The organism is Bradyrhizobium sp. CSA207, assembly GCF_029051685.1.
Lineage (GTDB): Bacteria > Pseudomonadota > Alphaproteobacteria > Rhizobiales > Xanthobacteraceae > Bradyrhizobium.
In genome coordinates this window covers 66,095-79,805 of record NZ_JAACFT010000016.1, presented here as the reverse complement: position 1 = coordinate 79,805, position 13,711 = coordinate 66,095, and the positions used below count along the sequence as shown (strand labels likewise).

Genomic DNA, 13,711 nt, shown 5'->3' with positions numbered 1-13,711 from the left:
CTTGGAACCCTTCGATTGCCCTACAATTCGTTCGTTTTGGGCATTACGAGCCGACGCGAGCCGCTATGAAAAAAACACGGCCGATCCTCTGGATTCTGATCATCGCGGTCGCGGCCTTCGCAGGTTACTACGGCTGGCAGAAATTCGCCGGCCCTGACGCCAGAAAAACTCAAACCGCCCAGAAGGGGCCGCCGCGTCCGACCGCCGTCCCCGTCAGCGTCGCGCCGGTCCAGAAGGTCGACTTCCCGGTCTATCTGACCGGCCTCGGCACGGTTCAGGGTTTTAACACCGTGCAAGTCCGAAGCAGGGTCGACGGCCAGATCGACAAGATCGCCTTCACCGAAGGCCAGATCGTCAAGCAGGATGAGCTTCTGGTCTCGATCGATCCCCGCCCCTATCAAGCCACGCTCGACCAGGCCAAGGCGAAGAAGGCGCAGGACGAGGCCAATCTGGCCAACGCCAATCTCGAACTCCAGCGTGCCATGAAGCTCGGCGAATTCGCCACCGCGCAGCGGGTCGATACCCAGCGCTCGACCGTCGCCCAGCTCAACGCCCAGATCGCCGCCGACGAAGCCGCGATCTCCAATGCCCAGACCCAGCTCGACTACACCCAGGTCAAGGCACCGATCACCGGCGTGGCCGGCCTGCGCCTGGTCGACATCGGCAACATCGTCAACGCCTCGACGCAGACGGGGATTGTCACCATCTCCCAGGTCGAGCCGATCTCGGTGATCTTCACCGCGCCGGAGGATCAGCTTCCCTACATCGCCGAGGGCCAGAAGGCCGGCGCGCTCAAGGTGATCGCGTTCACCACCGACGGCAAGAAGACGCTGGCCGAAGGCAAGCTCGCGGTCATCAACAACCAGGTCGACACGACCAGCGGGACTATTCGCCTCAAGGCGGTGTTCGACAACAAGGACCACACGCTGTGGCCGGGCCAGTCGGTTTCGACACGCCTTCTGGTGCGGACCCTGAAGGACGCGACCGTGGTTCCGGATGATGCGGTCCAGCATTCGACCAACGGCCTCTACGCTTATACCGTCAACCAGGACAACAAGGCCGAGGTCCACAAGATCAAGGTGAGCTACGCCATCGACGGTCGTTCGGTGATCGACGAAGGGCTCACGCCGGGGCAGCAAGCGATCACCGGCGGTCAATTCAAGGTCCAACCCGGAAGCCTCGTCTCCACGGCCGTGGCGAGCTCTGATCCGGCCCAGAACAAGGTTCGACAGGAATGAACGCGGGCGGGATTTCGGCACCTTTCATCCGTTATCCCATCGGCACCTCGCTGCTGATGGCCGGCATTCTCTTTGTCGGTCTCGTCGCCTATCCCCTGCTGCCGGTCGCGCCGCTGCCGCAGGTGGACTTCCCGACCATCCAGATCACCGCCAATCTGCCGGGCGGCAGCCCCGAGACGATGGCCTCGTCGGTGGCGCAGCCGCTGGAGCGCCAGTTCGCCCAAATCCCCGGCATCGCCCAGATGACCTCGACGAGCTATCTGGGCACCGCGTCTATCACCATCCAGTTCGACCTCAACCGCAGCATCGACGGCGCCGCCAATGATGTGCAGGGCGCCATCAACGCGGCCAGCGGCCAGTTGCCCAAGAACCTGCCCTCGCCGCCGACCTACCGCAAGGTCAACCCGGCGGATGCCCCGATCCTGCTATTGTCGGCGACCTCGGAGACGATGCCGCTGACCAGCGTCAGCGACGCGGTCGACGCCCAGCTCGCCCAGCAGATCAGCCAGCTCTCCGGCGTGGCCCAGGTCTTCATCGGCGGCCAGCAGAAGCCCTCCATCCGGATTCAGATCGACCCGGCCAAACTGGTGGCCAAGGGCCTCTCGATGGAGGACGTGCGCAGCCAGATCGCAATCACCACGGTCGACAGCCCCAAGGGCAATATCGACGGCGAGAGACGCGCCTACACGATCTACGCCAACGACCAGCTCACCCAGTCCAAGGACTGGAACGATGTCATCATCGCCTACCGCAACGGCGGCCCGCTGCGGATTCGCGACATCGGCCAGGCGGTCAGCGGCCCCGAGGACGCCAAGCAGGCGGCCTGGGCCAACGGCAAACGCGGCGTATTCCTGGTGGTGTTCAAGCAGCCGGGCGCCAACGTCATCGAGACCGTCGACAGGATCAAGGCGACGTTGCCGCGCCTGGTCGCGGCGATCCCGCCCGCGATCAAGATCGAGCTGATCAGCGACCGCACCACGACCATCCGCGCCGCGGTTGAAGACGTCCAGTTCACGCTGCTCCTGACCATCGGCCTCGTGGTCATGGTCATCTTCATCTTCCTGCGCAGCTTCTGGGCGACCGTCATTCCCGCCATCACTGTCCCGCTGGCGCTGTTGGGCGCCTGCGCGCTGATGTGGGTGTTCGGCTATTCGCTGGACAATCTGTCGCTGATGGCGCTCACCATCGCGGTCGGCTTCGTCGTCGACGACGCCATCGTGATGCTGGAGAACATCACGCGCTACATCGAGGAGGGCGAAAGTCCGATGGCCGCGGCCTTCAGGGGCTCGAAGGAAATCGGCTTCACCATCGTGTCGATCAGCGTCTCGCTGGTGGCGGTGCTGATTCCGCTGCTGCTGATGGGCGGCATCATCGGACGTCTGTTCCGCGAATTCGCCGTCGTGCTGGCGATGACGATCTTCGTCTCGATGTTCGTGTCGCTGACGCTGACCCCGATGATGGCCTCGCGCTTCCTGCGTGCCCATGGCGAGGTGAAACACGGCCGGTTCTACCAGTGGAGCGAACGCGGCTTCGACGCGATGCTGCGCGGCTACGAAAACATCCTCAACCACGCGCTGAGCTGGCGCCGCACGACGCTCGCGATCTTCTTCGTCACGCTTGGGCTGTCGGTCTACCTGTTCGTCCTGATCCCGAAGGGCTTCTTCCCGCAGCAGGACGTCGGCCTGATTACCGCGACCGCCGAGGCATCGCAGGACATTTCCTTCAAGGAGATGGTCAGACGCCAGGAGAAACTCGGAACGATCATTATGGCTGATCCCGACGTTGCCAGCGTCGCGATGGCGATCGGCGGCAGCGGCCGGGCCGGTAACAATGGCAATCTGTTCATTACGTTGAAGCCGCGCAATGAGCGCGAGGCCTCGGCACAGCAGATCATCGCGCGGCTGCGCCCGAAGTTCGACAAGGTCGAAGGCGCCCGTCTCTATATGCAGGCGGCCCAGGACGTCCGGCTCGGCGGTCGCCCGACGCGTACGCAGTTCGAGTTCACGCTGCAGGATGCTGATCTTGCGGAGCTCAATGAGTGGGCCCCAAAGATCCTCGCCAAGATGCAGACCCTGCCGCAGCTGCGCGACGTCGCAACCGATCAGCAGACGCAGGGCACCACAGTCCAGCTCAAGATCAACCGCGATACCGCCTCGCGCTATGGCATCCAGCCGCAGCTGATCGACGACACGCTGTATGACGCCTTCGGACAGCGCCAGGTCACGCAGTATTTTACCCAGCTCAACACCTACAAGGTGATCCTGGAGATCGTGCCGGAGATGCAGGGCAGTCTCGAGAGCCTGAACAAGCTCCATCTGAAATCGCCGCTGACCGGCGAGCAGGTGCCGCTGTCGACGTTTGCAACCTGGACTACCGACCCGGTCCGCCCGCTCTCGATCAGCCACCAGGGCCAGTTCCCAGCGATCACGATCAGCTTCAACCTCGCCCAGGGCGTCGCGCTCGGCCAGGCCACCGAGGCCGTGCAGAAGGCGATGGCCGATCTCGGCGCGCCGCCGACGCTCAATTCAAGCTTCCAGGGCACCGCACAGGCGTTCCAGCAATCGCTCGGCACCGTGCCGCTCCTCATCCTCGCCGCGCTGGTCGTGGTCTATCTGATCCTCGGCATCCTCTATGAGAGCTACATCCATCCGATCACGATCCTATCGACCCTGCCCTCCGCCGGCGTCGGCGCACTCGCGATCCTGATGGCGGCCGGTTTCGAGTTCAGCCTAATCGCGCTGATCGGCATCATTCTCTTGATCGGCATCGTCAAGAAGAACGGCATCATGATGGTCGACTTCGCCATCGCCGCGGAGCGCGACGAGCACAAGACGCCGGAAGAATCGATCCGCCAGGCTGCGCTGCTGCGCTTCCGTCCGATCATGATGACGACGATGGCTGCCCTGCTCGGCGGCGTGCCGCTGATGCTCGGCCATGGCACCGGCGCCGAGATCCGCCAGCCGCTCGGCTACGCCATGGTCGGCGGCCTGATCGTCAGCCAGGCGCTGACGCTGTTCACCACGCCTGTCGTCTATCTCTATCTCGACAAGCTCAACAACTGGTTCTCGGGCTGGGGCCGCTCGGGTGACGGCGAAGGCGACGAGACGGTCGAGCACGGCACCGTTAAGGAAGCTGCAGAGTAGCAGCTTGCGCGGTGCGTCCGGCGACGGTACAGCGAGGCCCTCGGTTCATGCCAGCGCGGTACGTCATGTCCATGCAATCCAGACTTGTCGCCCTCGCCGCCACCGTCCTGTTGTCAACGGGCGCCGCGCACGCCCAGCAGGGCGCCAAGAAGAACGCGGCTCCGCCGGCCGCTCAGCCCGCGCCGGCTCCGACGCAGGCGCAGGGCGATGGCACGCCGGCGCAACAGCCAGGTTGGATTGCGCGCTGCACCAGCCCGGGCCGCGACGCGCCGCTCGAATGCGCGATCGAGCAGAACGCGGTGCTGACCAAGACTGGCCAGACCATCGTCCTGATCAACATCCGCATCCCGACCGACACTCGCACGCCGGTGGCGCTGCTGCAATTGCCGCTCGGCCTCAATCTGCCGGTCGGCGCAAAGCTCCAGGTCGACGAAGGCAAGGCGGTCGATCTCCAGATCCAGACCTGTGAAAATCGCGGCTGCTATGCCTCGACGCCGATCGCGCCTGATCTGCTCGCCAGCCTGAAATCGGGCAAGCAGTTGAAGGTCTCCTTCCAGAACATGGCCAAGGAGACGATCGCAATCCCGATGCCGCTGAACGACTTTGCGGCGGCCTACGACAAGATCAAGTAAGGCGCCGCTCTCCTATTGCCGCGCGCGCGTTGAGACAAGGCTCGCTGCCGGCGCGCCAGCGCTCAGCCGGTCACGTCGCGCGCCTGAAGCAGCGTGGTGAAGCCGCCATAGATCATGCGCTTGCCGTCGAACGGCATCCCGTCCAACTTCAACCGCGGATCGGCCATCACCTTCTTGTTGACGGCATCTCGGGTCTCGCGGTCGCGGTAGACGATCCAGGAGAACACCACGATCTCATCCTCTTTCGCCATCACAGCGCGCGGGAACGAAGTGAGCTCGCCATAAGGAACGTCGTCGCCGATGCATTCGACATAATCGAGCGCGCCATGTTCCATCCAGACCGCGCAGGCCGTTTTCGCCAGCGCCTTGTAAGCCTCGATCTTGTCCTTGGGCACGGCCAGCACGAAACCATCGACATAGGGCATCACGGATCTCCTTGGGTGACGTTGAGCTCCAAGGACGATGCGGCTCACGGCGATCCGACCCGCAAAGGCACTTTTCAGATGAGGCAAACCGTCGCGAGCGGCCTCGACCGCTGCGGAAGCACCAGCCTTCTGGCCGGCTCGCCGCCCTCATGCAGCCCGCAGAGCACCCTTTCACTGCGGCGCTTGCCAGCCCTGAAGCGAGCGGGTAGAAACCTGCCACGCCTGAGCCGTGATTTGCGCAAACCGCGCTTTCGGCAACAGCCGGACAAATCAACAAGTTATTGAATTTGTTCGGCTATTCCGTTGGGGAATGGTGTAACGGTAGCCTAGCCGTTTTGGGCTAGCTCACTAATTTCTCTCAGCTGGTTTTGCAATCCTATCATATCTTGATCCGGCCAAATCCGACCACTTCTGAGACGTCTGCAAAACTCTCGACGCTGTTGGTTTGCGTCGGTATGGGCAAAAGCCGTCGCAACCAAAGCAATTCTGCTGGCGATCGCGCTCGCATTCGCTCTGGTTGCAGGGCGCGACCAAATCCCTTCCCCAGAGCAACACGCTCCACCCCTTGCACCTACCGGAGTTCGATCTCACAATTGCACCTTGGGTCGGGGGCTTACCTATGGTCGTGGTATTCGGGGACAACCTACGCCGGAAGCGCATAGCCGTCGCAATCTACATTATTGCCGCCACCTGTTTGGTCGCGACGCTTGCCGTCGTGGTCCCGGTAGACGCGGGCGCAAAGGTTTTACGGGTGCTCGCGTTCGTGCCGGTAGACTTCAGCCGGCATCCCGTCGTGTCGCTCTACACGCTGTTCACCGCCGAGTTCGTTCACTCGGGACCGGTGCATCTTGTCGGCAACCTGATCTTCCTGGTCGCCTTCGGACGTTCTATCGAGAACCTTGTAGGCCCGGCCATCTTCGGGACAGCATTCGTCGGACTCGGAGCATTGTCGTTTCTAGGCTCTTGGCTGATCGGCCCGGCCTCTACTGTTCCGATCGTGGGCGCATCTGGCGCGTTGTCGTTCCTCATGGGGGCCTACACGATCGTATTCCCCAAGGCCAAGCTGCGCATGATCCCTTTCTTGCGCGTGCCGTATCTACGCGCATGGCAGTTCGCATCAGTATGGATCGCGCTCCAGATATGGAGCGCCGTAGCTGTCGGCGAAATGGCAAGCGGCGTTGCCTATGCCACGCACCTCGCGGGCTTCGTCATAGGCCTGGTTGCCGGCGTCGCCTGGAAGGAATTTGCACTCGACACTGACCGGCTTATTGCCGAACTTACCGACGAGGTTTCGTCATGAAGCACATCATCCTTCTGATCTCGATGGCAATCACCTGCATCCTGGCCGCTGTCGCCAACGTCATCATCACTAGGATGGTCGGGCTCAACATTTTTACGCTCAAATTATGGTTCATCGTCCCTGCCGGTGCGGTATGTGTGGGGATGCTTGGGGCGAGCGGTGCAATTCTCGCCGCGCGCTACTTCAACATCCGGCCAACACTCGTCGATGCCATTCTCATGGTGGTCATCGCCGCTGCGACCATGGTCCTCATCTATTTTCTCGACTACACAACGTTCGTTCTCGACGATGGCCGCAAAGTCGCAGATATTATCGACTTCGGCAGTTATCTTGATCTCGTCCTTACGAAAACACACATGCGCATCGGCCGAGGCGCTGGAGTTGATTCAGGAGAAGTAGGCCAGATGGGTTACGCGCTGGCCGGCATCGAGTTCGTCGGTTTTCTGATCGGCGGCGGTGCCACGTTCCTCTTAATCAAGGGCCTGTGGCGCTGTGCGGAGTGCGGTTCGTATCTGCGGAAGCTCAAAAGCAAGAAAACGAAAGAACTGACGTTCGACGAGGCGAGCAAGATCATAGATCTGTTCAAGGAAGGCAATTTTCAAACGGTGCAAGGTGTGATGGCGTGGTCACCGGCAGAGCGCACTCTTGATCGCGGTGGGCAGAAGGCGCTGATCTCGTTTGATCTCCATGGCTGCCCGAAGTGCAAGACTGAGGTGATCTCAGCCAAAGTCAACGCCTTTAACGGGAAGGAATGGAAGGACGTGCCCGCACTGACAACGCGGCGCGACCTGTTGAGCGGCGTGTCGTTACGGGATCAATTCGCCTAGGTAGCGTAGCATAACTCACCTACCAAGCTTGCGCTCAACCAACTACCTCCCGCGCCTGCAAGAGCGTCGCGAACCCGCCATAGATCATGCGCTTACCGTCGAACGACGATGCGGCTCATGGCGATCCGACCCGCAAAGGCGCTTTTTCAGATGAGGCAAACGGTCGCGAGCGGCCTCGACCGCGGCGGAAGCACCAGCCCTCTGGCCGGCTCGCCTGCCCTCAGGCAGCCCGCAGAACACCCTTTCACCGCGGCGCTTGCCAGCCCGGAAGCGAGCGGGTAGAAACCTGCCACGCCTGAGCCGTGATTTGCGCAAACCGCGCTTCCGGCAACAGCCGGACAAATCAACAAGTTATTGAATTTGTTCGGCTATTCCGTTGGGGAATGGTGTAACGGTAGCACAACAGACTCTGACTCTGTTTGTCTAGGTTCGAATCCTAGTTCCCCAGCCAAAAGCGTCTCCCTCTTGCCGACTGCGCCTGAAAGCTGGCGATGAGCGATCATGCCGCGACACGATCCGCAGACGTCAGTAACTGCGTAGCCTGGCTCGACAGGTGGTGCGCGGTCGCAAGAACGGTGTCGACAAATCGGCTGGCGAGTCCAGGCGGCGCGATCGCAGCGTCGGTTATGCCGTCCCGCTTCGGGTCTGCTTCGAGGGTGTCTGTTTCACGGCCGGCGTCGGAGGATACTTCCCCGATTGCGCCTCGATCGCCTGCACGGCCACGGTCGCCACCTGCCGCAGCGCCTCGCGGTCCGCGCCTGAGGACGCCATCACGCCCATGCCGACGGCGACGGCGGAGACGTAGCGCGCGAGCGCTGCCGGATCCGACGCCGGCTTGAGATCGCCTTCGGCCTTGGCGCGGATGAAGCGGTCGCGGAGCTGATCTTCGTTCTGGCTGCGGCGTGCGGCGAGCTCGAAGGGGACGTTTTCGGAGCCGGTGCCGCAGGCGATGCCGCCTTGCACGAGCAGGCAACCGGGCGGATTGGCGGGATCGGTCTGCTTGTCGGCGATGCCCATCAGCATCCGCTCGGCGACGTCGCGGGCGGTCGCCGCGGCGACCACCTCGTCCATCCAGACGCCGCGCAGCTTGGTGTAGCGGTCGAGCGCGGCCTTCAGCAGGCCTTCCTTGTTGCCGAAGCAGGCATAAAGGCTCGGCGGGTTGATGCCCATGGCCTCGGTCAGCTGGGCAATGGTCGCGCCCTCATAGCCGTGGCGCCAAAACACTTCCATCGCCTGGTCCAACGCCGTCTCGGCGTCGAATTCCCGGGGGCGTCCCATGCCCATGTGCCTGTCCTCCTTGAGAATCGGCGTCGCGCCTCGCGCTAACGCCTGATCCTATCTATTTGTTCTAACTTTCTTTTCTCTGCCGTCTTCCACTTTTCGCATTCCGCGGCTAAGATTTTTACAAGTGAACGGTACATAGGTATCTTGCACTGCGGCATCCAGCTCCACATCTGTAGTGAACACTACATATCTGGAGCGCGCAAATGCCCCCCTCCCAAAATACCTCTCGCCCTGGCCGCGTCCGCCGTCTTCTCGGTGGTGTTGCCATTGTTGGCGCCCTCGCGGTCGCCGGTTCGATCGCAACCGGCCGCTATTTTCACGCGGCGCAGGCGACCGCGCCGGCCGCCGCGGCCGAGCAGGCTGTCTCCGTCACGGTCGCGATGATCGAGCCGCGGCAGACCGTCCTGTGGGACGATTTCTCCGGCCGGTTAGAGGCCATCAACCGCGTCGAGCTCCGCCCGCGCGTTGCCGGCGCGATCCTGTCGGCCAATTTCACTGAAGGCGCGCTGGTGAAAGCCGGCGACGTCCTGTTCAAGATCGATCCGGCGCCTTATGCGGCCGAGGTCGACAAGGCCAACGCCCAGCTTGAAGCCGCCAAGGCGCGCGTCGTCTTCACCCAGAGTGAACTCGAGCGCGGCGCGCAGCTGGTCGGCAACGCCGTGGTGACCCGCCGCGACTACGATCAGCGCGACAACGCCCATCGGGAGGCGATCGCCAACGTCAAGGCGGCGGAGGCGACGCTCCAGACCGCTAAACTCAATCTCGACTACACCGAGGTGCGCGCGCCGATCGACGGCCGGGTCGGCAAGATCGAAATCACTGTCGGCAATCTCGTCGCCGCGGGCACCGCCTCCCCGGTCCTGACCTCACTGGTGTCGGTCAATCCGATCTACGCATCGTTCGATGCGGATGAGGAGGTCGTGCTACGGGCGCTGAACTCGATCGCGGATGGCTCGGGCAAGCGCGGCAATCTCGACCAGATCCCGGTGGAGATGACAACCTCCGGCGGCCTTTCGGCCAAGGGCCACATCCAGCTGATCGACAACCAGGTCAACGGCCAGAGTGGAACGATCCGTGTCCGCGCGGTATTCCGGAACGAGGACGGCCGTCTCATTCCCGGTCAGTTCGCGCGCGTGCGCATGGGCCAGCCGAAGCAGCAAACGCTGGTGATGATCGACGAGCGCGCGATCGGCACCGACCAGGACAAGAAGTTCGTCATGGGGGTCGGCGACGACAGCCGCGCGATCTACCGGCCGATTACGCTCGGCGGCTCCGTCGATGGGTTGCGCATCGTGACGGCGGGGCTGAAGCCCGGCGACCGTATCATCGTCAATGGCCTGCAGCGCGTGCGTCCGGGCGCCCTCCTCAAGACCGAGGTCGCGGCGATGGGGGCACGCGGGCCGCAGCAGGCCTCCAACCACAGCAACCAGGACGTCGTGCAGCGCTAATTGCGTCGTTCCGGGCGCGTGGGCAGCACGAACCCGGAATCGCGAAGTTTGAAAACTCCGAGCACATCACCTCCGGATTCCGGGTTCGCGCGCCTCGCTCGCGCCCCGGAATGACGGCGGAGCGGTCGGAGACTCGCAAGAAATTGCGCAGGGGCAAAGCCATGAATCTCTCAAAATTCTTCATCGACCGTCCGATTTTTGCCGGCGTCCTGTCGGTCCTGATCTTCCTCGCCGGCCTGATCTCGCTGTTCGCGATGCCGATCTCGGAATATCCGGACGTGGTGCCGCCGTCGGTGCTGGTGCGCGCGACCTATCCCGGCGCCAATCCCAAGGTGATCGCGGAAACGGTGGCAACGCCGATCGAGGAGCAGATCAACGGCGTCGAGAACATGCTCTACATGTCGAGCCAGGCGACCACCGACGGCGCAATGACGCTGACGGTGACATTCCGGCTCGGCACCGATCCCGACAAGGCGACGCAGCTGGTGCAGAACCGCGTGCAGCAGGCCGAACCGCGCCTCCCCGCGGTGGTGCGCCAGCTCGGCATCATCACCAAGAAGTCGTCGCCCGACCTCACCATGGTCGTGCATCTGCTGTCGCCGAACAACCGCTACGACATGACGTATTTGCGCAATTACGCAGTGCTCAACGTCAAGGACCGGCTGGCGCGGATCGACGGCGTCGGCGACGTCCAGCTCTACGGCGCCGGCGACTATTCGATGCGGGTGTGGGTCGATCCGCAGAAGGCCGCCGAGCATGGGCTGACCGCAAGCGACATCGTCAAGGCGATCCAGGCGCAGAACGTCGAGGCCGCCGCCGGCGTGGTCGGCTCCTCCCCGAACGTCAAGGGCATCGACCTGCAACTCTCCGTCAATGCGGAAGGACGGCTCGCGAACGAGGAGCAGTTCGGCGACATCGTGGTCAAGGCCGGAACGCGCGGCGAGGTGGTGCGGCTGCGCGACGTCGCGCGCATCGAGCTCGGCGCCTCTCAATACGGCCTGCGCTCGCTGCTCGACAACAAGCAGGCGGTGGCGATCCCGATCTTCCAGGCGCCGGGCTCCAACGCGCTCGAGATCTCCGACCACGTCCGCGCCACAATGGCCGAGATCAAGAAGAACATGCCGGAGGGCGTGTCCTACCAGATCGTCTACGACCCCACCCAGTTCGTACGCTCCTCGATCGAGGCGGTGATCCACACGCTGCTGGAAGCGATCGCGCTGGTGGTGCTGGTCGTCATCCTGTTCCTCCAGACCTGGCGCGCCTCCATCATTCCGCTGCTGGCGGTGCCGGTATCGATCGTCGGCACCTTTGCCGTAATGCACGTGTTCGGCTTCTCCATCAACGCGCTCAGCCTGTTCGGTCTCGTCCTTGCGATCGGCATCGTCGTCGACGACGCCATCGTCGTGGTCGAGAACGTCGAACGCAACATCGAGGCCGGACTGTCGCCGCGCAACGCCACCTACCAGGCGATGCGCGAGGTTTCCGGCCCGATCATCGCGATCGCGATGGTGCTGATCGCCGTGTTCGTGCCACTCGCCTTCATCTCCGGCCTCACCGGCCAGTTCTACAAGCAATTCGCGCTGACGATCGCGATCTCGACCGTGATCTCCGCCGTCAACTCTCTGACGCTGTCGCCGGCGCTGTCGGCGCTGCTGCTCAAGGGCCACAACGAGCCAAAGGACACGCTGACGCTGATCCTCGAAAAGGCGTTCGGCTGGTTCTTCCGCGGCTTCAACCGCGTTTTCACCCGTTCCTCGGAGAATTACAGCGGCACCGTCACCAAGGTGATCTCCGGCAAGGCCGCCGTGATGGGGCTTTACGTGGTCCTGGTCGGCCTCACCGCTCTGCTCTTCCAGCAGGTGCCGAGCGGGTTCGTGCCGGGCCAGGACAAGCAATATCTGGTCGGCTTCTCGCGGCTGCCTGATGGCGCAACGCTCGACCGCACCGAAGAGGTGATCCGCAAGATGAGCGACATTGCGCTGACGCAGCCGGGTGTCGAGAGCTCGGTCGCGTTTCCGGGCCTGTCGATCTCCGGCTTCACCAATTCCTCCAACGCCGGCATCGTGTTCTCGACGCTGAAACCGTTCGACGAGCGCAAGAGCCCGGCCCTGAGCGGGAATGCAATCGCGGCGGATCTCAACAAGAAATACTCCGGGATCCAGGAAGCTTTCATCGCCATGTTCCCGCCGCCGCCCGTCAACGGCCTCGGCACCATCGGCGGCTTCAAGCTGCAGATCGAGGACCGCGCCGGTCTCGGCTATGAGGCGCTGAACGAGGCGACGAAAGCGTTCATGGCGGCGATGCAGAAGGCTCCGGAGATCGCCGGCGTGTTCTCGAGCTTCCAGGTCAACGTTCCCCAGCTCTTCGCCGACATCGACCGCACCAAGGCGCTTCAGCTCGGGGTGCCCGTGACGGAAGTGTTCAACACGCTGCAGATCTACCTCGGCTCCTACTACGTCAACGACTTCAACAAATTCGGCCGCACCTATTCGGTCTATGTCCAGGCCGACGCACCGTTCCGCGCACGTGCCGACGACATCCGGCAGTTGAAGGTGCGCTCGTCATCCGGCGACATGGTGCCGCTGTCAGCGCTGCTCAATATCCGCCAGAGCGCGGGTCCTGAGCGCGCGATCCGCTACAACGGCTTCCTGTCGTCCGACATCAATGCGGCGGCTGCGCCAGGCTACTCCTCCGGTCAGGCGCAGGAAGTCGCGACGCGGATTGCTGCCGAAGTTTTGCCGACCGGCTTCGCCTTCGAATGGACCGACCTGACCTATCAGGAGTTCATCGCCGGCAATTCCGGCCTCTGGGTGTTCCCGCTCGCGATCCTGCTGGTGTTCCTGGTGCTGGCGGCGCTCTATGAGAGCCTGACACTGCCGCTCTCGATCCTCATGATCGTGCCGATGGGACTGCTCGCAGCAATGTTCGGCGTCTGGATCTCGAAAGGCGACAACAACGTCTTCACCCAGATCGGACTTATCGTTCTCGTGGGACTCTCTGCCAAGAATGCGATTCTGATCGTCGAATTCGCGCGCGAGCTCGAATTCACGGGCCGCACGCCGATCCGGGCCGCGATCGAGGCGAGCCGGCTGCGGCTGCGCCCGATCCTGATGACGTCGATGGCGTTCATCATGGGCGTGCTGCCGCTGGTGCTTTCGACTGGCGCCGGCTCCGAGATGCGCCGCGCCATGGGCGTGGCGGTGTTCTCCGGGATGATCGGCGTCACCGTATTCGGCCTGTTCCTGACGCCGGTGTTCTATGTGCTGCTCCGCACCGTCACAGGCATGAAGCCGCTCACACATCACGGCAGCGACACCAGCGCGGCGCCGGTTCAAGGCCTTGGGCATTAGCCTTGGGCATTCGCCTTGGGCATCAAACCAAGGAAATGCCTGACAACAGGAGAATGAGTGCGGT

General features: G+C 63.0%; 9 protein-coding genes and 1 tRNA gene. 8 read left to right on the top strand and 2 right to left on the bottom strand.

What is annotated here, in order from left to right:
• The first annotated feature begins 65 nt into the window (after positions 1 to 65).
• The 3 genes from GWG65_RS19430 to GWG65_RS19420 all read left to right on the top strand — a co-directional run bounded on the left by GWG65_RS19430 (position 66) and on the right by GWG65_RS19420 (position 5,013).
• Complete coding sequence (locus tag GWG65_RS19430; RefSeq protein WP_275197138.1) at positions 66 to 1,238, top strand: efflux RND transporter periplasmic adaptor subunit; 1,173 nt, start codon at positions 66 to 68, stop codon at positions 1,236 to 1,238.
• The gene (locus GWG65_RS19425; protein ID WP_275197137.1) at positions 1,235 to 4,381 is read left to right on the top strand and encodes a multidrug efflux RND transporter permease subunit; all 3,147 of its coding nucleotides are present in this window, start codon (positions 1,235 to 1,237) and stop codon (positions 4,379 to 4,381) included. Before GWG65_RS19430 ends, GWG65_RS19425 begins: the two co-directional genes overlap by 4 nt.
• 65 nt (positions 4,382 to 4,446) lie before the next feature.
• Positions 4,447 to 5,013 carry an invasion associated locus B family protein gene (locus tag GWG65_RS19420; RefSeq protein ID WP_275197136.1) on the top strand — a complete coding sequence of 189 codons (567 nt, stop codon included), beginning with the start codon at positions 4,447 to 4,449 and terminating at the stop codon, positions 5,011 to 5,013.
• Between the two features lie 62 nt (positions 5,014 to 5,075).
• On the opposite strand, the gene GWG65_RS19415 is transcribed toward GWG65_RS19420, so the two are convergent.
• The gene (locus GWG65_RS19415) at positions 5,076 to 5,438 is read right to left on the bottom strand and encodes a DUF1428 family protein (protein WP_275197135.1); all 363 of its coding nucleotides are present in this window, start codon (positions 5,436 to 5,438) and stop codon (positions 5,076 to 5,078) included.
• A gap of 619 nt (positions 5,439 to 6,057) precedes the next feature.
• Here GWG65_RS19415 and GWG65_RS19410 point away from each other — a divergent pair.
• The 3 genes from GWG65_RS19410 (at position 6,058) to GWG65_RS19400 (ending at position 8,016) form a co-directional block, all read left to right on the top strand.
• A complete protein-coding gene (locus tag GWG65_RS19410) occupies positions 6,058 to 6,738 on the top strand; it encodes a rhomboid family intramembrane serine protease (RefSeq protein ID WP_275197134.1) in 681 nt (226 codons plus the stop codon).
• Positions 6,735 to 7,565 (top strand): hypothetical protein, encoded by an 831-nt coding sequence (locus tag GWG65_RS19405; protein ID WP_275197133.1) that lies wholly within the window; start codon positions 6,735 to 6,737, stop codon positions 7,563 to 7,565. Before GWG65_RS19410 ends, GWG65_RS19405 begins: the two co-directional genes overlap by 4 nt.
• 377 nt (positions 7,566 to 7,942) lie before the next feature.
• A tRNA-Gln gene (locus GWG65_RS19400) sits at positions 7,943 to 8,016 on the top strand.
• Between the two features lie 173 nt (positions 8,017 to 8,189).
• Here GWG65_RS19400 and GWG65_RS19395 read toward each other — a convergent pair.
• Positions 8,190 to 8,849, bottom strand: a complete 660-nt coding sequence (locus tag GWG65_RS19395) for a TetR/AcrR family transcriptional regulator (protein WP_275197132.1) — start codon at positions 8,847 to 8,849, stop codon at positions 8,190 to 8,192.
• Between the two features lie 203 nt (positions 8,850 to 9,052).
• On the opposite strand from GWG65_RS19395, the gene GWG65_RS19390 reads away from it, so the two are divergent.
• Positions 9,053 to 10,297, top strand: a complete 1,245-nt coding sequence (locus GWG65_RS19390) for an efflux RND transporter periplasmic adaptor subunit (RefSeq protein ID WP_275197131.1) — start codon at positions 9,053 to 9,055, stop codon at positions 10,295 to 10,297.
• A 161-nt stretch (positions 10,298 to 10,458) separates the two neighbouring features.
• A complete protein-coding gene (locus tag GWG65_RS19385; protein ID WP_275197130.1) occupies positions 10,459 to 13,647 on the top strand; it encodes a multidrug efflux RND transporter permease subunit in 3,189 nt (1,062 codons plus the stop codon).
• Positions 13,648 to 13,711: the final 64 nt, after the last annotated feature.